The sequence below is a fragment of the Pantoea sp. C2G6 genome, from assembly GCF_051336815.1.
Lineage (GTDB): Bacteria > Pseudomonadota > Gammaproteobacteria > Enterobacterales > Enterobacteriaceae > Pantoea.
The window spans coordinates 67,101-91,993 of sequence record NZ_JBGMNJ010000012.1 but is presented as its reverse complement, the minus strand read 5'-3'; the positions used below and the strand labels follow the sequence as shown (position 1 = coordinate 91,993).

26 protein-coding genes and 1 pseudogene are annotated in these 24,893 nt (G+C 54.2%); 14 read left to right on the top strand and 13 right to left on the bottom strand.

The annotated features are described in order from the left end of the window. Positions 1-184 precede the first annotated feature (184 nt). From ACCW71_RS15665 to ACCW71_RS15635, 7 genes are all read left to right on the top strand, one after another. Positions 185-2,065, top strand: coding sequence for a beta-glucoside-specific PTS transporter subunit IIABC (locus tag ACCW71_RS15665; protein ID WP_436372947.1), 1,881 nt, complete (start codon positions 185-187; stop codon positions 2,063-2,065). Then, positions 2,062-3,486: a glycoside hydrolase family 1 protein gene (locus tag ACCW71_RS15660; RefSeq protein WP_436372944.1), complete on the top strand. Its 1,425-nt coding sequence runs from the start codon at positions 2,062-2,064 to the stop codon at positions 3,484-3,486. Before ACCW71_RS15665 ends, ACCW71_RS15660 begins: the two co-directional genes overlap by 4 nt. After that, positions 3,483-4,322, top strand: coding sequence for a PRD domain-containing protein (locus ACCW71_RS15655; RefSeq protein WP_436372941.1), 840 nt, complete (start codon positions 3,483-3,485; stop codon positions 4,320-4,322). The genes ACCW71_RS15660 and ACCW71_RS15655 overlap by 4 nt, the downstream gene beginning before the upstream one ends. A 289-nt stretch (positions 4,323-4,611) precedes the next feature. Then, positions 4,612-4,743, top strand: a complete 132-nt coding sequence (locus tag ACCW71_RS15650; protein WP_436372939.1) for a toxin-antitoxin system TumE family protein — start codon at positions 4,612-4,614, stop codon at positions 4,741-4,743. A gap of 28 nt (positions 4,744-4,771) precedes the next feature. Beyond that, positions 4,772-5,107, top strand: a complete 336-nt coding sequence (locus ACCW71_RS15645) for a transcriptional regulator (RefSeq protein ID WP_436372936.1) — start codon at positions 4,772-4,774, stop codon at positions 5,105-5,107. A gap of 373 nt (positions 5,108-5,480) precedes the next feature. After that, positions 5,481-5,912, top strand: coding sequence for a hypothetical protein (locus ACCW71_RS15640; protein ID WP_436372933.1), 432 nt, complete (start codon positions 5,481-5,483; stop codon positions 5,910-5,912). Beyond that, on the top strand, positions 5,909-8,593 hold the full coding sequence (locus tag ACCW71_RS15635; RefSeq protein WP_436372930.1) for a KGGVGR-motif variant AAA ATPase: 2,685 nt from the start codon (positions 5,909-5,911) through the stop codon (positions 8,591-8,593). The genes ACCW71_RS15640 and ACCW71_RS15635 overlap by 4 nt, the downstream gene beginning before the upstream one ends. Positions 8,594-8,812: 219 nt before the next feature. Here ACCW71_RS15635 and ACCW71_RS15630 read toward each other — a convergent pair whose 3' ends face one another. The 3 genes and pseudogenes from ACCW71_RS15630 to ACCW71_RS15620 all read right to left on the bottom strand — a co-directional run bounded on the left by ACCW71_RS15630 (position 8,813) and on the right by ACCW71_RS15620 (position 10,681). Next, positions 8,813-9,391: a hypothetical protein gene (locus ACCW71_RS15630; RefSeq protein ID WP_436373023.1), complete on the bottom strand. Its 579-nt coding sequence runs from the start codon at positions 9,389-9,391 to the stop codon at positions 8,813-8,815. A 23-nt stretch (positions 9,392-9,414) separates the two neighbouring features. Further along, positions 9,415-9,648, bottom strand: a pseudogene (locus ACCW71_RS15625) (Arm DNA-binding domain-containing protein); the annotation flags it as partial. 169 nt (positions 9,649-9,817) lie between these two features. After that, entirely contained in the window at positions 9,818-10,681 is an 864-nt protein-coding gene (locus tag ACCW71_RS15620; RefSeq protein ID WP_436372929.1) for a YicC/YloC family endoribonuclease, read from the bottom strand. A 157-nt stretch (positions 10,682-10,838) separates the two neighbouring features. Here ACCW71_RS15620 and ACCW71_RS15615 point away from each other — a divergent pair, with 157 nt between their 5' ends. Continuing rightward, positions 10,839-11,264, top strand: coding sequence for a DUF3574 domain-containing protein (locus ACCW71_RS15615; RefSeq protein WP_436372926.1), 426 nt, complete (start codon positions 10,839-10,841; stop codon positions 11,262-11,264). 34 nt (positions 11,265-11,298) lie between these two features. On the opposite strand, the gene ACCW71_RS15610 is transcribed toward ACCW71_RS15615, so the two are convergent. Beyond that, positions 11,299-12,483, bottom strand: a complete 1,185-nt coding sequence (locus tag ACCW71_RS15610; protein ID WP_436372924.1) for a NupC/NupG family nucleoside CNT transporter — start codon at positions 12,481-12,483, stop codon at positions 11,299-11,301. 148 nt (positions 12,484-12,631) lie between these two features. Between ACCW71_RS15610 and rph the strand changes: the two genes are divergently transcribed. Then, positions 12,632-13,348 carry a ribonuclease PH gene (gene rph / locus ACCW71_RS15605; RefSeq protein WP_436372921.1) on the top strand — a complete coding sequence of 239 codons (717 nt, stop codon included), beginning with the start codon at positions 12,632-12,634 and terminating at the stop codon, positions 13,346-13,348. A gap of 49 nt (positions 13,349-13,397) precedes the next feature. Continuing rightward, positions 13,398-14,039: an orotate phosphoribosyltransferase gene (gene pyrE, locus ACCW71_RS15600; RefSeq protein WP_436372918.1), complete on the top strand. Its 642-nt coding sequence runs from the start codon at positions 13,398-13,400 to the stop codon at positions 14,037-14,039. A 31-nt stretch (positions 14,040-14,070) separates the two neighbouring features. Here pyrE and slmA read toward each other — a convergent pair whose 3' ends face one another. The 3 genes from slmA to coaBC form a co-directional block, all read right to left on the bottom strand. Beyond that, complete coding sequence (slmA, locus tag ACCW71_RS15595) at positions 14,071-14,667, bottom strand: nucleoid occlusion factor SlmA (protein ID WP_436372915.1); 597 nt, start codon at positions 14,665-14,667, stop codon at positions 14,071-14,073. A gap of 118 nt (positions 14,668-14,785) precedes the next feature. Continuing rightward, positions 14,786-15,244, bottom strand: a complete 459-nt coding sequence (gene dut / locus ACCW71_RS15590) for a dUTP diphosphatase (RefSeq protein WP_436372913.1) — start codon at positions 15,242-15,244, stop codon at positions 14,786-14,788. Further along, a complete protein-coding gene (gene coaBC, locus ACCW71_RS15585) occupies positions 15,222-16,442 on the bottom strand; it encodes a bifunctional phosphopantothenoylcysteine decarboxylase/phosphopantothenate--cysteine ligase CoaBC (protein WP_436372910.1) in 1,221 nt (406 codons plus the stop codon). Before coaBC ends, dut begins: the two co-directional genes overlap by 23 nt. A 180-nt stretch (positions 16,443-16,622) precedes the next feature. Between coaBC and radC the strand changes: the two genes are divergently transcribed. The 4 genes from radC (at position 16,623) to mutM (ending at position 18,823) form a co-directional block, all read left to right on the top strand. Further along, a complete protein-coding gene (radC, locus tag ACCW71_RS15580) occupies positions 16,623-17,279 on the top strand; it encodes a RadC family protein (protein ID WP_436372908.1) in 657 nt (218 codons plus the stop codon). A gap of 240 nt (positions 17,280-17,519) precedes the next feature. Further along, positions 17,520-17,756, top strand: a complete 237-nt coding sequence (rpmB, locus tag ACCW71_RS15575; RefSeq protein WP_006121249.1) for a 50S ribosomal protein L28 — start codon at positions 17,520-17,522, stop codon at positions 17,754-17,756. A 19-nt stretch (positions 17,757-17,775) separates the two neighbouring features. Then, positions 17,776-17,943, top strand: coding sequence for a 50S ribosomal protein L33 (gene rpmG, locus ACCW71_RS15570; protein ID WP_001051798.1), 168 nt, complete (start codon positions 17,776-17,778; stop codon positions 17,941-17,943). Between the two features lie 70 nt (positions 17,944-18,013). Beyond that, a complete protein-coding gene (mutM, locus tag ACCW71_RS15565; RefSeq protein ID WP_436372905.1) occupies positions 18,014-18,823 on the top strand; it encodes a bifunctional DNA-formamidopyrimidine glycosylase/DNA-(apurinic or apyrimidinic site) lyase in 810 nt (269 codons plus the stop codon). Here the strand turns inward: mutM and coaD are convergent. The 6 genes from coaD to ACCW71_RS15535 all read right to left on the bottom strand — a co-directional run bounded on the left by coaD (position 18,820) and on the right by ACCW71_RS15535 (position 24,701). Continuing rightward, a complete protein-coding gene (gene coaD, locus ACCW71_RS15560) occupies positions 18,820-19,299 on the bottom strand; it encodes a pantetheine-phosphate adenylyltransferase (protein ID WP_436372902.1) in 480 nt (159 codons plus the stop codon). The two genes, mutM and coaD, sit on opposite strands and share 4 nt — an antisense overlap. Beyond that, positions 19,296-20,072, bottom strand: coding sequence for a glycosyltransferase family 2 protein (locus ACCW71_RS15555; protein WP_436372899.1), 777 nt, complete (start codon positions 20,070-20,072; stop codon positions 19,296-19,298). Before ACCW71_RS15555 ends, coaD begins: the two co-directional genes overlap by 4 nt. Continuing rightward, the gene (gene waaA / locus ACCW71_RS15550; RefSeq protein WP_436372896.1) at positions 20,072-21,346 is read right to left on the bottom strand and encodes a lipid IV(A) 3-deoxy-D-manno-octulosonic acid transferase; all 1,275 of its coding nucleotides are present in this window, start codon (positions 21,344-21,346) and stop codon (positions 20,072-20,074) included. The genes ACCW71_RS15555 and waaA overlap by 1 nt, the downstream gene beginning before the upstream one ends. A 92-nt stretch (positions 21,347-21,438) precedes the next feature. Continuing rightward, positions 21,439-22,572 carry a glycosyltransferase family 4 protein gene (locus ACCW71_RS15545; protein WP_436372894.1) on the bottom strand — a complete coding sequence of 378 codons (1,134 nt, stop codon included), beginning with the start codon at positions 22,570-22,572 and terminating at the stop codon, positions 21,439-21,441. Then, a complete protein-coding gene (gene rfaQ, locus ACCW71_RS15540) occupies positions 22,565-23,641 on the bottom strand; it encodes a putative lipopolysaccharide heptosyltransferase III (RefSeq protein WP_436372891.1) in 1,077 nt (358 codons plus the stop codon). Before rfaQ ends, ACCW71_RS15545 begins: the two co-directional genes overlap by 8 nt. Before the next feature lie 73 nt (positions 23,642-23,714). Beyond that, a complete protein-coding gene (locus tag ACCW71_RS15535) occupies positions 23,715-24,701 on the bottom strand; it encodes a glycosyltransferase (protein WP_436372889.1) in 987 nt (328 codons plus the stop codon). Between the last annotated feature and the right edge of the window lie 192 nt (positions 24,702-24,893).

The window sequence follows — 24,893 nt, the reverse complement described above, 5'->3', positions numbered from 1 at the left end:
GCTCACATTTTTATCCAGCGGCGATTGAAGTATCCCAGGACTCTTTGGAGAATACGCCGAAATAACCCATTTTTATGATGGCGTGCTACTGCGAAAGCAGGCAAGACCAAAATAGGAATGCTCTCCCGGCAAGGGGAGCGTCTCTGTTTTGGTCTTTTTTTTTGCTCCAACACCAGGGAACACTATGAACTATAACCAAACAGCAGACAAAATCCTCCAGGCAGTGGGAGGTGCGGAGAATATCCGTATGCTCACCCATTGCGCGACACGGCTGCGCATGGAGTTCAGCGACCGCGCAAAAGTTAATGAGGTGCAGATTAGCGCCATCCCCGGCGTGATCAGCGTGGTGGAAAAGGGCGGGCAGTTCCAGATTGTTATCGGCAATGAGGTACAGCAGGTTTATCGCCTGCTTAAGAAGGCGTTGCCGGAGAAGAATAGCCCGGCTGACAGCAATCACAACGCGAAACCGACCAGTATCATCGCACGCATTATCAGCGTCATTTCGACCACTTTCACCCCGGTGATCCCGGCGATAACCGGCGCGGGGATGATTAAAGCGCTGTTGGCCATTCTCAGGCTAACGGGAGTGATTAGCGAAACCAGCTCCACCTATCAGCTGCTCAACATTATTGCTGACGCCGCCTTCTTCTTCCTGCCGGTGCTGCTGGCTTACGGGGCGTCGCTGAAGTTTGAATGCAACCCGATTCTGGCAATGACCCTTGCGGGGGTGCTGTTACATCCGGGCATCGGACAGATGCTGGCGACGGGCAAAGCGGTCGATTTTATCGGTATCAACGTCCTGCTTTCCGATTACGCCGGATCGGTGCTGCCTATTATTCTGACCGTGTGGCTGATGTCCTGGGTGGAGCGCTTTGCCGAAAAAGTGTCGCCCTCCATTATCAAGTTTTTCATCAAGCCGATGCTGATTCTGCTGATTACCGCGCCGCTGGCGCTGGTGATTGTCGGCCCGGCGGGCATTTTGCTTAACGATCTGGTGGCCGCAGGGGCAGGGGCTATCGACCGCCACGCCAGCTGGTTAATCCCGATGCTGATGGGCACCCTTCAGCCCTTCCTGATCATTACCGGCACTGCCTGGGCAATGACGCCGATCGCGACCGGCCAGCTGAGTAAAAGCGGTTACGAGATGATTAACGGGCCGGGGATGCTGGCGTCAAATGTGGCGATGGGTGCCGCGACGCTGTGTGTGGCGCTGAAAACCAAAAATAGCAACCTGCGCCAGCTGGCCTCTTCATCGGGCTTTACTGCGTTACTGGGGATTACCGAGCCTGCGCTGTATGGTGTGCTGCTTAAGTTCCGCCGCGTGCTGATTGCCGCCATGATCGGCGGCGGCTGCGCCGGAGTATACGCTGGGGTTAGCGGGCTGGTGCGCTACGCATTTGTTTCGCCAGGCCTGGCGGCGCTGCCAGCCTTTATCGGTGAAAACCCGATGAACATCGTTCATGCGCTGGTGACCTGTGTGATTTCTATCGTGGTGACCTTTGCTCTGACGTGGTTTATCGCTTTCGAAGACACTGCCGGAGATCAACAGGAGGTGAGCGAGGCGCCGCAGCCCGTGGTCAGCCCGAAAAGCGAGGGCGAGATAGCCGTGTTAAGCCCGCTGCGTGGCCAGGTAGTGGCGCTCGACAACGTAAATGATGACGTTTTTTCCGGCGGCCTGCTGGGCAAGGGCCTGGCAATCTATCCGCAGGAAGGAATACTTCTTGCGCCGTTTAGCGGTACGGTGATGATGTTTCTTCCCTCCTGCCACGCCGTTGGCCTCCAGAGCGACACGGGTCTTGAGCTGCTGATCCATATCGGTATCGACACCGTTAATCTTAACGGCCAGCACTTCAGCTCGGCGCTCAAGGTTGGCGATAAGGTTGAAGCCGGACAGGAGCTGATCCGCTTTGATATTTCCGCTATCGAGCAGGCCGGGTATGACCTGATTACCCCGGTGATCGTGATCAGCGGGGATGAGCAGCACTCTCTGCGTCTCACCGACGCCGCGCAGGTAGATTATGGCGAGCCGCTGATGGTGCAATCTTCTGAGGAGAAGCAGGCATGATCTATCAACAGCAGGCCCGATTCCCGGACGGTTTTCTGTGGGGCGCGTCCACCTCGGCCTATCAGGTTGAGGGCGCATGGGATGAAGATGGTAAAGGGCCCTCGGTGGTCGATATGCTCCGCCATCCGCCAGGAACGGCGGATTTCTGTGTCGCCAGCGACCACTATCATCGGGTGGAGGAGGATGTTGCGCTGATGGCGCAGATGGGGCTAAAGGCCTACCGCTTTTCGGTCGCCTGGTCGCGGGTGATCCCCGACGGTGACGGCCCGGTGAATCCGGGCGGGCTGGCCTTTTATCACCGCCTGATCGATACCCTCACGCACTACGGGATAACGCCAATCGTTACGCTATACCACTTCGACCTGCCGTGGGCGCTGGAGCTGAAAGGCGGCTGGCTGAACCGCCAAACCGGAGAGGCGTTTGTAAACTATGCCCGACTGCTGTTCAGCGAGTTTGCTGATAAAGTCCCGCTATGGCTGACGATTAACGAACAGAACACGATGATCCTGCATCCCGGCGCGATTGGGGTACCCGCAGATCGCGAACTACCGGACAAGAAGGCGCTGTACCAGCAGAATCACCATATGATGCTGGCCCAGGCGCAGATCTTTGCCCTGTGCCACCGCGAGTTTCCCGGACTGCGTATCGGCCCGGCAATAAATACCACCTCGATGTATGCCGAAAGCTGTAAACCGGAGGATGCGATTGCCGCGCATAACTGGGAAACGCTGCGCTGCTGGAGCTTTCTGGATGTTGCGGTGCACGGTCGCTATAACGCCCTGGCGTGGGCCTACATGCAGGATCGCGGTCTCGCGCCGGAATGTCAGCCAGAGGATGCTCTGATTTTGCAGCAGGGTCGACCGGACTTTATCGCCATTAACTACTACTCGACCGCCACCATTGCCGCCAGTCGGGGCGACGCAGGGGATGTTGCGCCCCGCGCTGGCGACCAGCAAATTATGCTGGGCGAAGAGGGCGTTTATCGCCCGGCAGATAACCCGTGGGTCGGCAAAACGCCCTACGGCTGGGTGGTCGACCCGGTGGGGCTGCGCCTGACGCTGCGTAAAGTGTGCGAACGCTACGGTCTGCCGATTCTGATTAGCGAAAACGGCATGGGCGCACCGGATAAGCTCGAGTCTGACGGGACGGTGAACGATGATTACCGTATCGCCTTCCTGCTGGCGCACATTGAGCAAATGCGGCTGGCGATTGCCGACGGCGTAACACTGATGGGCTACTGCCCGTGGGCGGCGATTGATGTGGTCAGCACGCATCAGGGATATGCCAAGCGCTACGGCTTTATTTATGTTGATCGCGGTGAGGATGACCTGAAGAGCCTGCAAAGGATCCGCAAACGTAGCTTCTGGTGGTACAGGGATCTCATCGCGCAAAACGGCAACCACGACGAGTCTCAGAGATGATTGTTCAGAAGGTGCTCAATAATAGTCTGGTGCTCTCCCGGGATGGCGATAACAGAGAGGTTATCGTCATGGGAAAAGGCATTGGCTTTAACAGCAGGCCAGGGGATGAGATTGACCCGGAAAAGATTGAGAAGCTGTTTGTGACCCAGGTGCCCGGTGAACGTCGCGGCTATCTCGACGCGCTCTCGGCCATTTCGGACGAGGTGATCGAAATGGCCGCAATGATTATTTCCCGCGCCAATATGCAGCTTGCCAGCAAGGTTCGCGAGCAGATTTTCTTTACTCTCGCTGACCACCTGACCTTTGCCATCGAACGCAGCCGCAAAGGGATCGCCATTCAAAACCGCCTGCTGCCGGAAGTCAGACGTTTTTATCCGCAGCAGTTCCGCGTCGCCAGCGAGATAGTGACAATTATTCGTCAGCAGTACGGGATTGAATTACCGGAAGAGGAAGCCGGGAATATCGCTTTTCATCTGGTGAATGGCCAGAGTGAGGGCGATGATGTGGCGCAGACAATGCAGTCGGTAAAAATGCTGAAGGATATTTTTAATCTGGTGCAGTACCACTTCAGGCAGCCGATAGACACCGAATCGATTAACTACTCGCGCTTTCTGGTTCATATGCAGTTTTTCCTCCAGCGTTTACAGGAGGGAGAACTGGACGGCGCACGGGACAGTTTTTTGCTGGCGCAGGTGATCAGAGAGTATCCCGATGCCTATCGCTGCGCGCTGCTGATCCGCGATTACGTCAGGGGCCAGCTTGACATCACCCTGGGCGGGAACGAGCTGCTGTGGCTGACCGTCCATCTGGTAAGAATTGCCGGCCTCGATGGGTAGGTCGCTCTGTCGGCCAGCGCCCTTAAGTGAACTGTGGTGACGTAGTCCAGCCAGAGTGTCTTCTGCTACTTTCTTTGTACTTAATTAGTGATGTATTTATTTACATCAATCCAGGGCTGATACCATCGTTTACATCAACAAGGAGGTGTTCTTATGCCCGCTATTGAGTTGATGAACCGACGCATCCAGATAGCAGACAATGCTTTCGCCACTATCCGCATTTACAGGTCGCTCCGGCAATACCGGGAAGTAACCATACCTAGCTTACATCGTGGAAGGTGTCTGCGTGATGCGTTATGACAATGAGCGCGGTAAAGGAGACCACAAACACATTGGCGATCGGGAATATCCGGTTGTGTTCACCAGCATTGAAAACCTGATAGCCAGTTTCCAGAACGATATTAGCCTGCTGAGGAGGTAGCACCATGCGAGTATGAACAGTCAGAGTTATGGCCGCTGACGATGCTTTCCGAGCGGCAATGCGCGATGCCTCACGCGCGATGAAGGGGGAGGTTATCGGCTCAGAGTGGGTACTTCCCAGCGTAGAGCAACTGGCAAAAACGATGCTTGCACCTAATCGCTGGCAAATCATCAAGGCGATGGAAGGCGCAGAAGCCGTGTCTATCCGGGAACTTTCGCGGATGGTCGGGCGTGATTTTCGCGGCGTTTATAACGATGTCCAGTCATTACTCAATGGCGGTGTGCTGTATAAGCAAGGCGATAAAATCGTGCTGCCCTATGACCGGATTCACATCGAGTTCAACTCAGACGATGCGGTGGCATAAGCGCTAAATCCGGTACGACGTGCCAGTTGCTGGCGTTTGAACGCTGATATTGATTCGCTGTTAACCCGCGTTACCGGACCATTATGCTATTTCTGATAACAAAAAAGCCCGACAAAAGCGGGCTTTAAAGCAGTTGGGCTACTGGATAAAACGTAATGCGCTACTACTCGATATTTTGAATCTAAACTAAATAAGCAATATAATTTATTGTTTTAATTGGTTTTAATCTTTACCTATGCAATTTTGGTACTTTTTTTGGCACATGCAAAAGTATGTGAACTCTTCTGCATGACTTTATTTAGATTGCAAGGTAATAATTATCTAAATTAGACTGGCTACTAATTAATGTATTTCATATCTGACGGAAAAATTTATGGCTAAAATACCATTTACTTTCAGAGAGTTGAAAAGGTCATGGTCGGAATCTACCCAAGTGTCGATTGCAGAACCAAGAAAAAACCCTCATAGGTTGCTGCTTTTTTATGCGGTGGAGTGCGGTTTGAAAGCAGTTTATCTGAAGCAGCAAAGTAAGGACATTATTGATTCGAGTATTGCTGGCGACTTTCTACATGATATCAACAAGATGTGCCTTACAATGAAAATGGGCCGGGAATATCAACTTCCATCAAATTTGAAACTTGGTTCTTACAGAATAAACAATCAGGCAATTCCAAGAGGGTGTGGTCCTGGAGAGCTTAATCAGGTATGGAGGTATGGCGGAACCCTTGAGGGTGAGTCAGACAATTTAGCTCTTGAAAAAACGCTTACAAAAATTAACGATTGGGTGACCAAGGAGTTGTCATGAAAAACAAATTATTAACATGGATTGATGTTGAAAGAGAAATTAAAAAATTTAACTTATCACACCCTGAACTTAAAGAGTATATCGTTAAAGTAGACTGTTACTCTGATGCTGTTGAAGTTCAGTATCGTGGTGATGTCGCAAATGTAAAACTTTGGATAGGAAATATATTTGGTGACAATTATAACAAAGAGAGGGATTTTATAAGCGTTGGGCCAAATGATGCCGAATACGAAGTATTGCTTATAGAGGGTGAAGATTCAGTAGCTAACGTAGATACTCTTTATCCTTTATGGAAAGAGCATGCTTATAATTCTAAGAGTACCGCTTACCCCACTCCCTGGAGTGGCGGGGCTAAAGTCGTAGCTTTTCATTCCTTTAAAGGTGGCGTTGGTCGAACAACCTCTTTAATGACTTATGTTTCTGCTGTAGTTAACGAGAATGAAAATACTAAAATCCTTCTAATTGATGCTGACCTCGAGGCTCCTGGAATAAGTTTTTGGTTGAATAATGAATTGTCTCCAACTGTATCGTTTCTCAAGTTTATTGAAGCATTACATTATAGGTTTGGTGCTTCAGAACAGGAAGTTATAAAATATTTTGGCGATGAGCTATTCAAAAAATCTATTGTTATTGATGGTGGAAAGAAAGAAGTATTTACACTTCCGTCAGCTTTGGATATAACAAATATTATGGATATGCCAGTAACGCCAGAGCATATATCAAAAAATCTCGAAAACCCTTGGATTCTTAGCGACTATATCAAAAAGTTAGCAGACTACCTTGAGGTGGATGTTGCTTTTGTTGATCTCCGTGCTGGGCTAAGTGAACTTTCAAGCCCTCTGATATTTGATCCAAGGATTGAGCATTTTTTTGTTACTACAATAGCTCCTCAGTCAATTCTAGGAATGAAGGAAATACTGTCAAAAGTTTATGCATCGCATAGCAATTTAAAGGATGAACTGCCCTTTAATACTAAGCCATCAATTGTGCTTAGTCTGTTAACAGACAACTTAAAAAAATTAAAAGATTACTCAAACGCTAATGAGATATTAAATTCTGCTTACCCTGGTAGTGAAAATGACGTAGTTAGTCCTGGCGTTGAATGGCTCGAATTTGAACATAATGAAAGCCTCATGAGTATAGGTTCTATAAAAGATGCTCTTGACAAACTAAAGCAGGCTAGTTTGTACTCATCGGCTAAAGAGTGGGCTGTCTCTATTCGATCAGATTCTGCTATTGGAAAAATTTCGAATGCTTCAGATACTCAGTCAAAACTATCTGATGCAGCCAAATTACATGAAACATGCAAAAAGTTTCAATTTGCTGAAGATATTGAAAGCAATGATCTTTTAATTACTGACCCATTAAGGAATTTGGCGAAGCATTATTATAATGAATTGCCAGTGGTTGTATCAATTGGTGCTAAGGGTGCTGGTAAAACATTTACTTATATTCAGTTATGTTTGTCAGAGGATTGGGATAGTTTTGTACGGGTTATTACTCCAAAAAATGCATCTCAAGTGAATGCAAAAATTTATCCACTACTGTCATCTTTGAATATAAACCAAAAGGTGATGGGGAAGTTAACAACCATTAGAGATGACATTGCTAAAAGCTACTTTTTCGATGGAGAGATAAAGCTGAGTTCTGCTTTTTTAAGTGTACGTTCTGCACTTGAAAAAGATACTGATTGGGAATCTTTTTGGATTAAACTCATTTTATCTCAGTTCGGTAAGGAAGAGTTGAGTCTCCAGCAATTCAATGATTTCCTTGTAGAAAATGATAAATCTATTGTGTTCGTCATTGATGGGATTGAGGATATCATTGATGATCCTGTAAAAGATGACAATCATAGGAATGCTTTAAAGGCTCTTCTTTATTTGCCAAATGTTTTAACTGAGTTGACTAATAGACGTATTGGGTTGGTTAGTTTTGTTCGAGCTGATTATGTTCAGGCAGTTATTAAGCAAAATCATTCCCAATATGTATCAAGATTTCAGCAGTTCCGTCTTGAGTGGACACCTGAGACATTCTTACGTTTGGCTTATTGGATTTGCGGTAAAGCGGGTATAATCGATGCTAATATAGAACATGCTGAAACGAAAAATCTTGATTCGCTTTTAAGTGAACTTGAGAAGTTATGGGGTAAAAAATTAGGGAGAGATACTTCAAAAGAGGCTCACAGTGCCAGATGGGTTTTTGCTGCCTTATGTGACTTGAATGGTAAGTTGCAAGCACGAGACTTAGTAAGATTTTTGAAATTTTCAGCAGAATTGATGTCGCGAGCCTCATCAATCAACATTAAACCTGAACTTTGGGTTGATCGTGTTTTAGCACCTGAGGCTATAAGACGCTCCTTAGAAGCCTGCTCAAAAGAGAAGGTTGATGAGGCCATTGCTGAAATACGCTCCTTAAGAGAGTGGGCTGAGATTCTTAGTGAAGTTAGACCTGAGAGTAAAAAAGTTCCTTTCAATCCTATTGATGTTGGACTGACCCTTGTTTTGATTAGTTCGCTGAGGGAGTTAGGTATCGTATATGAAGATACAGATCATAATTTAGTAGAGGAAAGATATTATTTGCCCGAAATTTATCGCTGGGGATTAAATTTCTCTTCAGCTCAAGGGGGTAGGCCAAGAGTACAAGCTCTTCTGAAAAGAAACCTAGGTGGTATGCCTTTTTAAGTTATGGGCGCGCTCGTAGCCCCGCCACGCCTGCCCGCTTTATGCAGCGGTTTTCATGCACCTGCATGATTAGCGCTGAGCCGCGCCGCTGCTGGCCTTACCTGCCGTTCCGGGATGCCTGGAACTCATGCGTTTTCATGCAGCATAGACATGCACTCACGCAGCGGACGTAAAAAAGCCCGGCGCGGGCCGGGCTTCGGTGAGTTTCTGAGTTTCGGCTCAGAAAAGTTTACGCTTGCGGCGGTCGGTTCTGGCTCCCCGGAAAGGATGCACACCGCTGACGCTCAGCACGTCATCACGGAACATCAGCGGCTGATTTACACCCGTCCGCTGCTTGATAAGGCTCATAACATATCTGCGGTACAGCGTGTCGGCATCGTTCGCGCCTTCGATAACGCCCGGTGCATGGGTTGAGCCATTCCGTTCAAACTGGCTGTACTTCATTCTGAGCAGGCTGCCCAGCTCGGCGCCGTGAATGATAAAGAAGTCATCAATAAGCGTATCAATGCGCTCATCCGTGATGCCCTTATGACAGAACACGTAAGCGTTAGCCTTGTGCCCGGTCACGTCTGCCAGTACGGGCAGCTGCTTTTCCTTTTCGGCAATCAGCCCGGCAAGGTCAGATACCGTTTCCTGCTGCTCCAGATACTCCGCGCGCAGCGTCTTCATCTCCGGCGTGACGTTGCCGCCATTCTGTCCCATTAGTTCACGGAAGCGTGCCCGGTTGTCCCGGCTTGTCTGCTCCATTTCAGCCTTACGCTGGCGCAGCTCGCTGAGATTCTGGCCATTTGGATGCACTCCACCGCCAGGCTTTGGCGATAAATTCTTGCCGATAGCTCTTTGGCCCATTCATGAGCTTTTGCTAAGGATAGATCCCCAAACCAACCAATCCACATCGCACGCGCTTTGCCTTTGTAGCTGTAGCGAAAACGCCATTTGGGTATTGAGAACTCTTTGCGGTAGCAAAGTTATAATCCGTTCCCGTCAGAGTGTCCTTCAAAGCGTTCCTGAGACTTGAATCAGGCTTTTATCTGTATGTCTGTTAGCCTTCCTATTCTGCCTGTTTGTGCCAAACCGATAACGGTCAAAAGGTTAATTGGTACATTAGTTGAAAAATTAAAAGCGGGAGGTTTTGCGAGAAATGATGATTCTTGATGAGATAATAAAACCCGTAATTTACGGGTTTTATTAGTAATGTGACATTATTCGAAAGTGGGTGAGAACTTACTCAATATTCTGAATCTGCTCGCGCATCTGCTCAATCAGTACTTTCAGCTCAATGGCAGATGTCGTGATTTCGGCGTTGATCGACTTTGACGCCAGCGTGTTCGACTCACGGTTGAACTCCTGCATCATAAAGTCCAGACGACGGCCAACCGCCTCTTTCTTTTTCAGGATGTTGTAAGTCTCTTTGACGTGCGCATCCAGGCGGTCCAGCTCTTCGGCGACGTCAACACGCTGCGCCATCATCACCAGTTCCTGCTCAAGGCGATTATTTTCCAGCTGCACTTCCGCATCTTCCAGTTTGGCGACCAGGCGCTCACGCTGCCATTTGATCACTTCCGGCATCTGCGCGCGCACTTTGCTCACTTCCTGCGAGACACCTTCCAGACGCTGCTCAATCATCGCTTTCAGCGCGGTGCCTTCGCTTTCGCGCGCCGCAATGAAATCATCCAGCGCACCGTCCAGTGCCTGTAACAGCTGGGTGTTGATCGCATCCAGATCCTGCTCTGCCGCCGACATCACGCCCGGCCAGCGCAGAATATCCAGCGGATTAATCGCGCCTTCGTCGCTCTGCATCTTCACCCAGTTGGCGGCCTGCACCAGCTGCTTCGCCAGGGTTTCGTTCAGCATCAGCTCGCCCTGAGCACTGGGATCGGCATCAAAACGCAGGTTGCACTCAATTTTACCGCGCGTCAGTCGCTGGCGAATGCGCTCGCGGATAACCGGCTCCAGCCCACGAAACTGTTCCGGCAGGCGGATGTAGGTTTCCAGATAACGCTGGTTCACGGAACGTAGCTCCCAGGCGGCGCTGCCCCATTCGCCTTTGGCTTCGCGGCGGGCATAAGCAGTCATACTGCGGATCATAAGCGGTACTCATTTTCGGAAAGATGGGGGAAGTATAGCGAGGCGCGCCACCGCATAACAGGCATAAGCGTCTCACAATGAGATAACGAACCATTTCCGCTTTGCGCGACAGCCACCTATGATGACCACTGACCCGTTATGTGAGGATTATCGATCTATGTCTCGCGTTATTGCTCTTTCTGTTGCGCTGGCCTTGCTGCTGGCCGGTTGCCAGGCGAGACACTCGCCGCCGACGAAACCGCATCCTGTTTGTGCCGGGGGTGAAATGATGATGCAGACCACGCTGTGGTTTGGACTGAGCAAGCCCCAGGGCGGCACGGTCAGTTCGCTGGACTGGATGAACTTCGTGGACAACGAAGTGACGCCGCGCTTTAAAGCCGGGCTGTCGGTCTATGACGCCAGAGGTCAATGGCTGGGCGAAAAAGGTCAGCTGGCCCGCGAAAACAGCAAAGCCTTAATGTTGATCCACGACATCGATCCGGCGACCAACGATAACATCGAGGCGTTACGCAACCTCTATAAAAAACGCTTTGGTCAGGAGTCGGTGATGCGGGTGGATGCGCCCGTCTGCGTCGGATTCTAGCAGGAGTGACGGCGGCAGAAGTGCCGCCGTCGAATCAGATAAAGAGTCCGGCAAAGGTCGCCGACAGCAGGCTCACCAGCGTGGAGCCATAGACCAGCTTCCAGCCAAACCGGGAAATCACATTTCCCTGTTTCTCATTCAGGCCTTTAATCGCTCCCGCCACGATGCCGATCGAGGCGAAGTTAGCGAAAGAGACCAGAAATACTGACAGAATGCCCAGCCCACGCGCGCTCATGCCCGCCGCGACTTTCTGAAGCTCAATCATCGCCACAAACTCATTCGCCACCAGCTTGGTCGCCATGATGCTGGCCGCCTGCAACGCATCCGCCTTAGGAATCCCAATCAGCCAGGCGAAGGGATAGAACAGATAGCCGAGCAGCTGCTGAAAGCTATAGCCAAAAATCGTGGCAAACAGCGCGTTCACCGCGGCAATCAGCGCGATAAAACCGATCAGCATCGCCAGAATGATCATCGCGACTTTAAAGCCCGCCAGAATATATTCGCCGAGCATCTCGAAGAAACTTTGCTCTTCATGCAATTTATCCAGCGCCACAGGCTGCTCATCCTGGCTGTTCATCGGATTGATAATCGACAGGATAATAAAGGTGCTGAACATGTTAAGCAGCAGCGCCGCCACCACATACTTTGCTTCAATCATCGACATGTAGGCGCCAACAATCGACAGCGAAACGGTCGACATCGCGGTCGCGGCCATGGTGTAAAGCCGGCGAGGCGCTATATCGCCCAGAATCCCTTTATAGGCGATAAAGTTTTCTGACTGACCGAGGATCAGCGTGCTGACCGCGTTAAACGACTCCAGCTTGCCCATGCCATTCACCTTCGACAGCAGCGTACCCACCACCCGAATCAGCAGCGGCAGGATGCGCCAGTGCTGTAAGATGCCGATCAGCGCCGAAATAAAGACAATCGGGCAGAGCACGCCAAGGAAAATAAACGCCAGTCCCTGTTTGCTCATGCCGCCAAACACGAACTCTGTACCCTGTGCGGCAAAGCCCAGCAGCGTCTCGAAGAAGCCGCCCACCGAGCCGACCAGCGCCAGACCACTGGCAGAGTGAAGGAAGAACCAGCCCAGCGCGGCTTCCACCACCATCAGCTGAACAATAAAACGCAGGCGAATCTGTTTGCGGTCATGACTGACCAGCAGCGCAAGGGTGAAAATCACCGCCAGCGCGAGCAGGAAATGAAGAATAGCGGCCATATCTCTTTTTTATCAGCAGGAAAGGAGCGCGCATTTAGCCACAGTCAGCCGCAAATTTCACCTGATGAGGTCGCGGCAGGGAGCAGAGACAGCGGGCACGTAAGTCCGTATAATGCGCAGCCAATCATTAGCAAGCCGGAGATTACCCATGCGTCCAGCAGGCCGTAGCGCACAGCAGGTGCGTCCAGTCACATTGACCCGCAATTACACCAAACACGCAGAGGGTTCCGTTCTGGTGGAATTCGGCGAAACCAAAGTGCTCTGCACTGCCTCGGTAGACGAAGGGGTTCCGCGTTTCCTTAAAGGCCAGGGCCAGGGGTGGATCACCGCCGAATATGGCATGCTGCCGCGTTCGACTCACAGCCGTATGGCGCGCGAAGCCGCAAAAGGCAAGCAGGGCGGCCGCACGCTGGAGATTCAGCGTCTGATCGCCCGCTCACTGCGCGCGGCGGTGGATCTGAAAGCGCTGGGCGAGTTCACCATCACCCTCGACTGCGACGTGATTCAGGCCGACGGCGGCACCCGCACCGCATCGATCACCGGAGCCTGTGTGGCGCTGGCCGATGCGCTGAACAAGCTGGTGGCCAGCGGTAAGCTGAAAGCCAACCCGATGAAAGGCATGGTGGCGGCGATTTCTGTCGGCATCGTCAATGGTGAGGCCCTGTGCGATCTGGAGTATGTTGAAGATTCCGCCGCAGAAACCGACATGAACGTGGTGATGCTGGAAGATGGCCGCATGATCGAGGTGCAGGGCACCGCTGAAGGCGAGCCATTCAGCCACGAAGAGTTGCTGACGCTGCTGGCGCTGGCACGCGGTGGCATTGAGGAATTAATTCAGGCGCAGAAAGCCGCACTGGAAAATTGATGTAACAGGCGACCACTGAGTCGCCTTTTCTTTATTTGAGGAGTGAGAAATGAAAGCCTGGCAGCGTCAGTTTATTGAATTCGCCCTGAACAAGCAGGTGCTGAAGTTCGGTGAGTTCACTTTAAAGTCCGGGCGTAAAAGCCCCTATTTCTTTAACGCCGGTCTGTTTAACAGCGGACGGGATTTAGCGCTGCTGGGACGCTTCTACGCGCAGGCGCTGGTGGATGGCGCTGTCGATTTCGATCTGCTGTTCGGCCCGGCCTACAAAGGTATTCCGATTGCCACCACCACGGCGGTGGCGCTGGCGGATCACCATGACCGCGATGTGCCTTACTGCTTTAACCGTAAAGAAGCGAAAGATCACGGCGAAGGTGGCCTGCTGGTCGGCAGCCCGCTACAGGGCAAAGTGATGCTGGTGGACGATGTGATCACCGCTGGCACCGCGATTCGTGAGTCGATGGATATTATCGGTGCCCACAACGCGACCCTGGCGGGCGTGCTGGTCTCGCTTGATCGTCAGGAGCGTGGACGTGGAGAGATGTCGGCGATTCAGGAAGTGGAACGTGATTACGGCTGCAAAGTGACCGCGATTATTACGCTGGCAGACCTGATTACCTGGCTGGAAGAGAAACCTGCAATGGCCGATCATCTGGCGCAGGTGCGTGCCTATCAGAGCGCCTACGGAATTTAACCCGCAGGCGGGCGCGATGCCCGCCTGACGGTTATACCAGCTGAGCCGCCATCAGCGGCCAGCGTGCCTCAAAGTCGGCGGTCGGGCTGAAACGAAACTCTGACCTGACATAGCGCGACAGTAAGCCCTCACAGAAGGCCAGCAGCTGGCTCGCCAGCAGCGCCTCATCCGCCTGGAAAGCGTCGCCCTCACGCATTTTCCGTTCGCGCATCACCTGACGCAGCTGCACTTCAATCCGCTCAAACAGCTGATTGATTCGCCCCTGCAAACGGTCCTGCTCAAACATCAACGCATGGCCGGTCAGAATACGGGTCAGTCCCGGATTACGCTCACCAAATCCCAGAATTAATTGCACGATCAGACGCAGACGCGTCATGGTCTCTTTTTCATCTTTGAGGATCAGATTGATGCGGGTAATCAGACTGTCTTCGATAAACTCAATCAGGCTATCGAACATCCGTGTCTTACTGGGAAAGTGGCGGTAGAGCGCCGCTTCAGATACGCCCACCGTGGCCGCCAGTTTGGCCGTGGTAATGCGCTGACTGCCATCACCCGACTCCAGCATTTGCGCCAGCGCCTGCAAAATCTCTTCGCGACGATTTCGCTTCGCGACTTTTTTTTCTGCCATGACCTTAAAAACCCCTGAAATTCACCTAAAACAGGCAACACCTACGCATCTGCCACAGGAGCGCGTCCTGAGGCGATGAGGAAAAATAACGGGCGTAAGTGAAAGTCGGTAATGCGGGTTACTGGCGACCTGAGTGGCCGAAGCCGCCTTCGCCGCGCAAGCTGGCGTCGAAGTCTTCCACCAGGTTGAATTCCGCCTGCACCACGGGTACGAAGACCAGCTGTGCCATGCGATCGCCAGGTTGCAGTGAGAAACTCTCCTGACCGCGATTCCAGACCGAGACCATCAGCTGACCCTGATAGTCGGAGTCAATCAGTCCGACCAGGTTGCCCAGCACGATGCCATGTTTATGACCCAGGCCTGAGCGTGGCAGGATCACTGCGGCGAGATCGGGATCGGCGATATGAATCGCAAGGCCGGTGGGAACCAGCGTGGTGGTGCCTGGTGCGATGTCGACAACATCGTCAATACAGGCGCGTAAATCTAACCCAGCGGAACCTGATGTGGCGTAGGTCGGCAGCGGAAACTCTTTGCCGACCCGCGCATCCAGGATTTTAACGTCTATTTTTTTCATCATAACGGCTGACAATCTCGTCTAATAATTGTTGGCCAAGGAGAGACTTATCGCTGAGCGGTAAGCGCTTTTCTCCATCCTGCCAAAAAAGGTGAAGAGCATTGGTGTCGCTATTGAAACCCTGTCCGGCTTTAGCGACGTCGTTAGCGCAGATCAGGTCCAGATTCTTGCGCACCCGTTTTTGCCGGGCGTATTCTTCCACATTCTGTGTTTCAGCGGCAAATCCAACCACGAATGGCCGGTGCTGCTGTAACGCGGCGACGCCAGCGACAATATCGGGATTCTTTATCAGTTGCAGCGTGAGTTCATCATCGCCGCTCTGTTTCTTGATTTTTTCGGCCGCAATTCCGGCTGCCCGGTAGTCTGCCACGGCTGCGCTTGCAATGAAAATATGTTGTTTGTCTATCTCGCCCATAACGGCCGCCTCCATCTCCAGCGCGCTAGTCACATCAATGCGCCTTACCCCCGCTGGCGCTGGCAGCGTGACAGGTCCGCTGACCAGCGTGACGCGCGCGCCGCGGCGGGCGGCGGCGGCGGCAATCGCAAAGCCCATTTTGCCTGAGCTGTGATTGGAGATGTAGCGCACCGGGTCGAGCGCCTCACGGGTCGGACCGGCGGTGATCATAATGTTGAGATGTTGCAGATCGTTGACGGGAGAGGCCCACTGCACCGCGTGGTCAACAATCGCCAGCGGGTCGAGCATCCGGCCAGGACCAACATCGCCACAGGCCTGGCTGCCGCTGTCCGGCCCCCAGATCAGGACGCCACGCTCCTCCAGCCTTTGCAGGTTCTGCTGGGTGACAGCGGCACGATACATCTGTTGATTCATGGCGGGCACGATCGCCACCGGCGAGGCGGTCGCTAAAACGGCGGTGGTCACCAGATCGTTCGCCATACCGGCGGTGACGCGGGCGATCAGGTCGGCCGTCGCCGGTGCCAGCACGATAAGATCGGCCCATTTCGCCAGTTCAATATGGCCCATCGCCGCTTCCGCCGCCGGGTCGAGCAGATCGTCAAACACCGGGTAGCCGGAGACCGCCTGTAGGCTGAGTGGCGTAATAAACGCTTTTGCGCCCTGCGTCATCATCACCCGCACATCGGCCCCGCGATCGCGCAGGCGACGCACCAGCTCAGGTGCTTTGTAAGCCGCAATACCGCCGCTGACCCCAAGAAGAATTTTTTTGCCGGCTAATCCCATCATGATGTTGGCCTCACTAAGCTCTCTGCCGCTCGCGGCGGCGAATGCACGGACTTTATCACAAAAGTGCTGACGCGCCTTTTCACTGACTGCGTTTGCGAGCCGCCTCGAAGGTTGCCGCACTGCCGATGGAGTAATCCTCCCGGATGGGGCACGCTGTGACACATCTCAGGGAGAGCGACGATGAAAATTAAGGGACCGCGGGAAAAACTTCAGAGGCTGGGAGCGCATTCGCTCAGTGATACCGAATTGCTGGCGCTGTTTCTCCGCACCGGCTCACCGGGCCAGAATGTGCTCGACCTGGCCGGGCAGATGTTGCAGGACTTTGGCTCGCTTTATCAGCTTATGACCGCCAGCAAAGCGGCATTCACGGATGTTAAGGGTGTGGGCGAGGCGAAGCTGGCGCAGCTCTATGCGGTCGCTGAACTGGCGAAGCGCTTTTTCGCCAGCAAACTGGCTCGCGAAAGCGTGATGGAAAACCCGCAGGTCACGCGCCAGTATCTGCAAAGTATGCTGGCGCATCAGGAGCGTGAGATCTTTATGGCGCTGTTTCTGGATAATCAGCACCGGGTACTGCGGGCACAGCAGATGTTCTCCGGCTCTATTAACAGCGTGGAGGTTCATCCCAGGGAGATCGTCCGGGAGGCGTTAAAGCTCAACGCCGCGGCGTTAATCCTCGCGCACAATCACCCTTCCGGCAGGTCGGAACCGAGCCGGGCGGACCGGGAAGTCACCTGCAAAGTCAGCGAAGCCTGCCAGCTACTCGACATCCGCCTGCTCGATCATCTGGTGATAGGTCATGGCGAATATGTCTCTTTTGCGGAGCGGGGATGGCTCTGACCCTGCGAAATTTCGCGCCAGGTGGCGGCTTTTTGCCCGATCATTCGGGATCTTTATCTGTTCGGGACTTGAGCACTTGGGCTGAGCGGCGTATACTACGCCACCTTTGAGAATCTCGGGTTTGGCGGTTAGGCCAGCTTAGCGGGTTCCATGGAACTCGCCTGGCGGGCTGCAAGCCTGACGAGGCGGCCAAAACCTAATTTTTAAAGCTCGAGCTGATTTGATTTTTGGAGAATAGACATGTCACGAGTCTGCCAGGTAACTGGAAAGCGTCCGGTGACCGGTAACAACCGTTCCCACGCAATGAACGCGACGAAACGCCGTTTCCTTCCGAACCTGCACTCACACCGTTTTTGGGTTGAGAGCGAGAAGCGCTTCGTTACTCTGCGTGTATCTGTAAAAGGTATGCGTATTATTGATAAAAAGGGCATTGATACGGTGTTAGCCGACATGCGTGCCCGTGGTGAGAAGTACTAAGGTACTAAGGAACTGAATCATGGCTAAAGGTATTCGTGAGAAGATCAAGCTGGTTTCCTCTGCTGGTACAGGTCACTTCTATACCACCACGAAGAACAAACGTACTAAACCAGAGAAGCTGGAACTGAAAAAGTTCGATCCGGTTGTACGTCAGCATGTGATCTACAAAGAAGCTAAAATTAAGTAATTTTAGTGTTCTGCTAAAAACCCGGCTCCGGCCGGGTTTTTTGTTTGTGTAATTCGCTGAGGAGAAGGGTATGCCAGAGTTGCCAGAGGTTGAAACCAGCCGCCGCGGTATCGAGCCGCATTTGGTCGGTGAAACCATTCTTCACGCCGTGGTGCGTAATGCGCGTTTGCGCTGGCCTGTTTCGCAGGAGATCCAGGCGCTGAGCGATCAGCCGGTGCTGAGCGTGCAGCGCCGGGCAAAATATCTGCTGCTGGAGCTGCCGCATGGCTGGATTATCATTCACCTCGGCATGTCCGGCAGCCTGCGCGTGCTGACAGAAGAGCTGCCCGCGGCGAAGCATGACCATGTTGATCTGGTGATGAGCAACGGCAAAGTGCTGCGCTATACCGATCCTCGCCGCTTTGGTGCCTGGCTCTGGAGCAGCGATCTGGCGGGCAGCAGCGTACTGGCCCATCTGGGACCCGAGCCGCTCAGCGACCAGTTTGACGGCGCCTATCTGTTTGAGAAATCCCGCGGCAAGCGGACGCTTATCAAGCAGTGGCTGATGGATAATAAAGTGGTGGTCGGCGTGGGTAACATTTACGCCAGTGAGTCACTGTTTACCGCCGGGATCGTTCCCGATCGTCCGGCCGGGGAGCTGTCGCAGGCCGAAGCAGAGCTGCTGGTCAACACCATCAAAGCGGTACTGCTGCGTTCGATTGAGCAGGGCGGCACCACGCTGCGTGACTTCTTACAGAGTGACGGTAAACCGGGCTATTTTGCCCAGCAGTTGCAGGTTTATGGTCGGGCGGGTGAACCCTGTCGCGCCTGCGGAACGCCGATAGCCAGCGGCAGGCATGGACAGCGCAGCACTTACTGGTGCCCGAACTGCCAGCACTAAGCTAATTTAGCCAGCAGCGCCTGATGCACCGGCGCGGGCAGAAAGGCGGTGACGTCGCCGCCGTGACGCGCCACCTCTTTGACCAGCGACGAAGAGATAAACGAAAAGCCCTCTGACGGCATCAGGAACACGCTCTCCAGCGTCGGCAGCAGGTGACGGTTCATCTGCGCCAGCTGCATCTCATATTCAAAGTCTGACACCGCGCGCAATCCCCGCACCAGCACATTCGCCTGCTGGTCGCGGGCGAAATTGGCCATCAGGTCACTGAATCCCACCACTTCAACGTTAGAGAGATGGGCAACCGTCTCGCCTGCCAGCGCCACCCGCTCATCCAGAGTGAACATCGGTTTTTTGCCGGGGCTGGCGGCCACCGCCAGAATAACCTGATCAAACATCTGCGCAGCCCGTGTCACGATGTCGAGATGACCAAGCGTTACAGGATCAAAGGTTCCGGGATAGATAGCTTTGGTGCTCATACTCGCCCTTTTGCCGCAGCATGATTCAGCGCCCAGAGGGCCGAATATTTATTGAAGGTATATTGCGCGTTAACCACCGCCAGAATCCAGCCCTGCTTACCGTCGAGAAAACCGGCACGCAGCAGCAGGGTTTTCACAAACGCGCCCAGCGTATGGCTGAAGACAGAAAAGAGGCCGCAACGCTTACCGCGCTGATGGCGCTCGGTAGCCCAGGCCTCGGCATAGGCGAGCTGTTTGCGTTGAAACGCGATCAGATCACGACAGGTCAGATGTTGCAGATCGCCGGGTAAGTGCACGATCGGTGCGCCGTCACTCTGTAGCGACTCATGCACCAGATTGTCATTGTAGCGGAAGGTGCGCGGATAGAGACGCATCACGCGGTCGGGATACCAGCCGCTGTGGCGCATAAAACGACCGAGAAACAGATTACTGCGCCCCAGGCTGTAGATGGTGCGGCTGGGTGGGGCGACCAGCACCTGCTCAATGGCGGCACGCAGTTCAGGGGTGACGCGCTCATCCGCATCGATCATCAGAATCATGTCGCCAGTGGCATAGTGCTGGGCGCGCTGGCGCTGGATGCCATAGCCCTGCCACTCATCATTACGGTAGACCTGTGCCCCGGCCCGCGTGGCGATCTCAACACTGTTGTCACTGCTGCCAGAATCCAGCACGATAATTTCATCGGCCCAGCTGACCGAGGCCAGGCAGTCGGGCAGCAGTTCCGCTTCATTTTTGGCGATCATCACCACCGAAAGGCGTTGGCGTGCTGACATTAGTGGGCCCGTGGGGGTAGATGCGGTTCGAGTAACTGTAGCAGACGCTGCAACGCACCCTGGTTCTGGTGCAGAACGTCCACCGCGTGGCGTCCGTAATAACGACGGTAATCATCATCCTGTAACAGATTGGTGACCTCTTTCTCCAGCGACACCACATCGGTAACGGTAATCAGTCCCTGGCCTTGCTGCAACTTGCCGCAAATGTCCTTGAAGTTCCAGGTATGTGGCCCCATCAGCACCGGAATCGCATGGGCTGCGGGTTCCAGCGGGTTATGCCCGCCCCGTTCCACCAGGCTGCCGCCGACCAGCGCGAGATCGGCGATGCCATACAGCAGCATCAGCTCGCCCATGGAGTCGCCAATCACCACCTGGGTCGAGCCAGAAGGAATCTCACCGCTGCTGCGCAGGATGTAACTGAAGCCGCGTTGCTGCGTCAGCTCCCGCGCATCGTTAAAGCGCTCAGGATGACGGGGCACCAGAATCAGCAGCAGATCCGGGAACGACTGTAGCAACCGGCGATGAGCATCAAGCACAATCGCCTCTTCGCCTTCGTGGGTGCTGGTGGCAATCCACACCGGGCGACGCGGTGCCCACTGGCGACGCAGCGTGACCGCTCTGGCCGCCAGTTCCGGCGTAACGGAAATATCGAACTTCAGGCTGCCGGTAATCGCCAGCTGGGACCGTTTCAGGCCCAGCTCAAGGAAACGGTCGCCATCTTCCGCGTTCTGCGCCGCAATCAGCGTGATGCTCTGTAACAGCCGGCGCATGAATTTACCCAGCTTACGATACCCTTTGGCCGATCGTGCCGAGAGACGGGCATTGGCGATCACCAGCGGAATGTTGCGCTGATGCAGGATGCGGATGATATTTGGCCACAGCTCGGTTTCCATGATGATCACCAGCCTGGGATTGACCGTATCGAGAAAACGGTTGATGGAGCCGGGCAGGTCGTAGGGCAGATAGACGTGATGAACATCTTTGCCAAACGCCGACTGCGCCCGTTCAGAACCGGTCGGCGTCATGGTGGTGACGGTGATGGGCAGCGTGGGATAGCGATGACGCAGCGCGCGCACCAGCGGAACCGCCGCCAGCGTTTCACCCACCGACACCGAATGCAGCACAATACCGTCGGGTTTCACTTTGCCGACACAATAGCCGTAGCGTTCTGCCCAGCGTTTACGGTAGGCGGGCGCTTTACGACCGCGCAGCCACAGGCGCAGCCAAATCAGTGGCTGGATTAAGTAGAGCAGAGCGGTGTAAATAGTCGTCATAGTTACCGTTACGACAGGTTCGCGTCTAAAAACAGATTAAAGTCAGATGGCGGCATGTTATCAGAAAGCCCGCATGCACTCATCCCACATTGTCAGTTGCCTTTCAGTACCTGTTGATAAAGCGAAGTCAGCGCGTGCGCCAGTCGTTGCGGCCCGTAAGGTTCAATTCTGCGCCGTGCCGCGTCACCCATGCGCGAATCGACGGAAAGTGCCGGTATCGCGCGAATGGCCTGGTTTAACTCTTTGATATTCAGGGCATCACAGACAAACCCTTCCTGACCGGCGGTAATAAATTCTGCCCCGCCGCAGCCGGTGCTGGTGATCACCGGCAGGCCGCACGCCATCGCCTCCAGCACCACGTTCGGAAACGGATCGTAGAGCGTGGGCAGCAGCAGGCCATCCGCCGCGTGATAAAACGGCTGCACATCCTGCTGGACACCCACAAAGCGCAGGCGATCCAGGCAGTTAAGCTGATTCGCCAGCTGCTGATAGCGCGACAACTGCTTATCCTGACCCACCACAATCAGATACCGGTCGCTGGCGGCCAGCGCCTCTATCGCCGCCTTCAGCCCTTTGCGTTCAAAGCCGGAGCCGACATAAATCAGTACGGTGGCGCTGTCGGGCAGTGCCAGCTGCTGGCGTGTCGCGTGGCGCGACGCTTCCGTGGCGGGCTGGAACCGGCTGGCGTCGATGGCGTTATGGATCACATGGATCTTCTCAGCCTCCAGCGGGAAACAGCGCAGAATATCGCGCTTCACCATCTCTGAATTACAGATCACCGCTTTCAGCGTCGGGGAGGTAAACATCTCCGCTTCCGCCTGTAAAACATAGCGATGATAAGGGCTGATCGCGGCACTCAGGCGCTGCCAGGGTGAAACGAGACGGGCGCGCTGCTCCAGCCAGACGCGATGCACGCCATCGCCGGCGCGGAAAATGTCACATCCGGCGATACGCTCATGACTCTGCACAATATCAAACGCTTCCCGCTGCCAGCAGGCGCGGGCGGCACGGGCAAAGCCGCGTTCGCGGGAGATGCGCCCCAGCTTTGGCGGATTGCAGATATGCAGATGCCAGTCGGGATTAGGCGTGCCCTGCCAGCTGCGGGTAATGATATTGAGATCGAGCTGTTCGCTGCCCAGTGCCTCCAGCGCACGCGAGATAAAGCGTTCAGCGCCGCCGTCCGGGCGATATTTCTGCCGGACAATCGCCAGCCGTAACTTACTCATTCAGATAGCCCCTTGCCGCCGCGACCACAGCCTCAACCGGAATGGCGGAGAGATAACGCTGGTCTGTTTTGGTGTCGATAGAGTCGGGTGAGGGCAGCGGACCGTAATCGCCCGCCCAGATGACCTGATTATTGTCGCCCCACGGCCGCCAGTGTTGCAGCTTGGTCGGGCCAAACAGCGCAATGCAGGGGGTTTCCAGCGCGGCGGCCATATGCATTGGCGCGGAGTCGACGCCGATAAACAGCCGGGCGTGATCGATCAGCGCCGCCAGCTGCGGCAGGGTGAACTGACCCGCCATCGACACCACATCCGGGGAGTTGCACAGCGCGCGAATGCGGTTGATCATCGCCAGCTCGTTTTTGTCCGGCCCGGCGGTCAGCACCACTTTGCGGTCCGGCTGCGCCAGCTGATCGAGCGTGGCGGCCACGCTCTCCTCTTCCCAGCATTTGAACCCCCAGCGCGAGGTGGGCTGTACCACAATATAGGGCGCGGCAACCTGGTTTTCCGCCAGCCGGGTCAGCACGATCTGCCGATCCGCGTCGCTGTAGTGCATCGATACGCGCGCGTTGCTGCTGCTGATACCCAGCGGCGCCAGCGCTGACATATTCTGCTCCACCGTATGCAGTTTGCTGTGGTTGTGCGTCGGCACCAGCCGGTTATGGCAGAAGCGCCACAGGGCGTTGTCGCGTTTTTTAAAGGCGAAACCGATGCGCAGCGGCGCGGCGGAGAGCCGGGTGATTACGGCGGCGCGCCACTGGTCAGCCAGATTGATCACCAGGTCGTAGTGGGCGGCACGAACGGTGCGGATTAAGGCGCGCTCATGGCCCAGTTTGCGCCAGCTGCCCTCCTGCTTCCACTTACGGTCGATCACATGCAAATGACGGATGGCCGGATGGGCTTCCAGCATCGGGCGCGTCTCCTGGTAGAGCAGCACATCGATGCTGGCCTGCGGATAACGCTGATGCAGCGCGTTGATAGCCGGGGTGGTGAGCAGCATGTCGCCATGATGGCGCAGCTTAATAAGCAATATGTTTTTTGGAGAGATGTTTGCTGGAGTCAGGCTGGCCATAAACAAGGGTTCTCAGATTTCAGTGAACCGATTGTAGGGCAAACGCATTTTAGGATAAAGCCAGCCTCAGGGGTTATTTATTCCGCCAGCGATAGAGCCGGCTCAGCCATAACAGTAACTGATACCACTGCTTGATCCCGCGGGCGTTGCGCAACATACGATAGTGCGTCCGGGTCGCGAACAGATCGGCGATGATCGCCCGTCGCGCGCTGGCGTCAGGTTCACGGCGTACGCTATGGCAGACGCTGAGCGCTTCATGCGTGATCTGATAGTGGAACGAAGGGTAGATTTTCACGTTGTCACGGTAGCGGGTGTTGAGCTCCTCCAGCAGACGCGCAATCTTCAGGTAGTGGCGCTGATATTCAACGTTGCGCTCGCCTGTTCGCTTGCGATTGCTGATTGAGGCGTCGTGCATGTAATAGCGATAGAGCACCGCGTCGGTATAGCGCACCCGCTTTGCCAGCAGCATAAACTCGGTGGTCCAGGGAATATCCTGGTGATGCAGGCCCGGTTCAAACAGCAACTGATGTTGTTCAATCAGCGCCCGGCGATAAATGCCCAGCCAGACCACATGCATATAGCGCCGGGTTTTCAGCGCGGTATTGAGCCAGTCAGGCCCGCTCAGTACCGGGGTGCTGCGCAGCCGATCCTGAGGGATCAGCGGTTTAACCCGCTGACTGTGTTTGAAAAACCACTCGGCGTTACACTGCGCGGCATCCAGATCGTCGGTTTCCGCCAGCGTCACCAGCGTCTGGTACATCGCGGCATCCATGGTGTCATCCGCATCCGGGAAGGTGACATATTTGCCCTGCGCAATCGCCAGACCAGCATTGCGCGCACGCGACACCCCGCCATTTGGCTGGTGGATCACGCGAATATGGGCGTGCTGTTGCGCATACCAGTCGGCGCGCTCGCCTGAACCGTCGGTGGAACCATCATCGACGATGATGATCTCCAGTGAGGTCAGCGTCTGTGCCAGCAGCGACTCCATGAACAGGTCGAACATGCTGCCGGCATTAAACATCGGCGTAATGATGCTCAGCAGAGGGGAAGTACTCATGACAATGTCTGCACCGGCGTGAGATTAGCTACGGAAGGGTGTTGCCTCGTCATAAATTAAATCCAGATCAGCAGAATAGTTGAGAATTCATGATTATAAGATGGTGTGGCTGACATGCTTAAGTAAAAACCGTACCCGACGCCGATAATCTCTCCTCTGCGGTTTTTTTACTCACCCTGGCGCTTTTGCAGA

Excerpts from the sequence above, each read along its gene's own strand:
- ACCW71_RS15535 (WP_436372889.1), bottom strand. The coding sequence starts at position 24,701 with ATGAGTACTTCCCCTCTGCTGAGCATCATTACGCCGATGTTTAATGCC.
- coaBC (WP_436372910.1), bottom strand. The coding sequence starts at position 16,442 with ATGATGGGATTAGCCGGCAAAAAAATTCTTCTTGGGGTCAGCGGCGGT.
- waaA (WP_436372896.1), bottom strand. The coding sequence starts at position 21,346 with ATGACGACTATTTACACCGCTCTGCTCTACTTAATCCAGCCACTGATT.
- ACCW71_RS15615 (WP_436372926.1), top strand. The coding sequence starts at position 10,839 with ATGTCTCGCGTTATTGCTCTTTCTGTTGCGCTGGCCTTGCTGCTGGCC.
- pyrE (WP_436372918.1), top strand. The coding sequence starts at position 13,398 with ATGAAAGCCTGGCAGCGTCAGTTTATTGAATTCGCCCTGAACAAGCAG.
- ACCW71_RS15650 (WP_436372939.1), top strand. The coding sequence starts at position 4,612 with ATGCGTTATGACAATGAGCGCGGTAAAGGAGACCACAAACACATTGGC.
- ACCW71_RS15645 (WP_436372936.1), top strand. The coding sequence starts at position 4,772 with ATGGCCGCTGACGATGCTTTCCGAGCGGCAATGCGCGATGCCTCACGC.
- rpmG (WP_001051798.1), top strand. The coding sequence starts at position 17,776 with ATGGCTAAAGGTATTCGTGAGAAGATCAAGCTGGTTTCCTCTGCTGGT.
- ACCW71_RS15610 (WP_436372924.1), bottom strand. The coding sequence starts at position 12,483 with ATGGCCGCTATTCTTCATTTCCTGCTCGCGCTGGCGGTGATTTTCACC.
- ACCW71_RS15660 (WP_436372944.1), top strand. The coding sequence starts at position 2,062 with ATGATCTATCAACAGCAGGCCCGATTCCCGGACGGTTTTCTGTGGGGC.
- radC (WP_436372908.1), top strand. The coding sequence starts at position 16,623 with ATGAAAATTAAGGGACCGCGGGAAAAACTTCAGAGGCTGGGAGCGCAT.
- rpmB (WP_006121249.1), top strand. The coding sequence starts at position 17,520 with ATGTCACGAGTCTGCCAGGTAACTGGAAAGCGTCCGGTGACCGGTAAC.
- mutM (WP_436372905.1), top strand. The coding sequence starts at position 18,014 with ATGCCAGAGTTGCCAGAGGTTGAAACCAGCCGCCGCGGTATCGAGCCG.
- ACCW71_RS15665 (WP_436372947.1), top strand. The coding sequence starts at position 185 with ATGAACTATAACCAAACAGCAGACAAAATCCTCCAGGCAGTGGGAGGT.
- ACCW71_RS15655 (WP_436372941.1), top strand. The coding sequence starts at position 3,483 with ATGATTGTTCAGAAGGTGCTCAATAATAGTCTGGTGCTCTCCCGGGAT.
- ACCW71_RS15620 (WP_436372929.1), bottom strand. The coding sequence starts at position 10,681 with ATGATCCGCAGTATGACTGCTTATGCCCGCCGCGAAGCCAAAGGCGAA.
- rfaQ (WP_436372891.1), bottom strand. The coding sequence starts at position 23,641 with ATGGCCAGCCTGACTCCAGCAAACATCTCTCCAAAAAACATATTGCTT.
- dut (WP_436372913.1), bottom strand. The coding sequence starts at position 15,244 with ATGATGAAAAAAATAGACGTTAAAATCCTGGATGCGCGGGTCGGCAAA.
- rph (WP_436372921.1), top strand. The coding sequence starts at position 12,632 with ATGCGTCCAGCAGGCCGTAGCGCACAGCAGGTGCGTCCAGTCACATTG.
- slmA (WP_436372915.1), bottom strand. The coding sequence starts at position 14,667 with ATGGCAGAAAAAAAAGTCGCGAAGCGAAATCGTCGCGAAGAGATTTTG.
- ACCW71_RS15640 (WP_436372933.1), top strand. The coding sequence starts at position 5,481 with ATGGCTAAAATACCATTTACTTTCAGAGAGTTGAAAAGGTCATGGTCG.
- coaD (WP_436372902.1), bottom strand. The coding sequence starts at position 19,299 with ATGAGCACCAAAGCTATCTATCCCGGAACCTTTGATCCTGTAACGCTT.
- ACCW71_RS15635 (WP_436372930.1), top strand. The coding sequence starts at position 5,909 with ATGAAAAACAAATTATTAACATGGATTGATGTTGAAAGAGAAATTAAA.
- ACCW71_RS15555 (WP_436372899.1), bottom strand. The coding sequence starts at position 20,072 with ATGTCAGCACGCCAACGCCTTTCGGTGGTGATGATCGCCAAAAATGAA.
- ACCW71_RS15545 (WP_436372894.1), bottom strand. The coding sequence starts at position 22,572 with ATGAGTAAGTTACGGCTGGCGATTGTCCGGCAGAAATATCGCCCGGAC.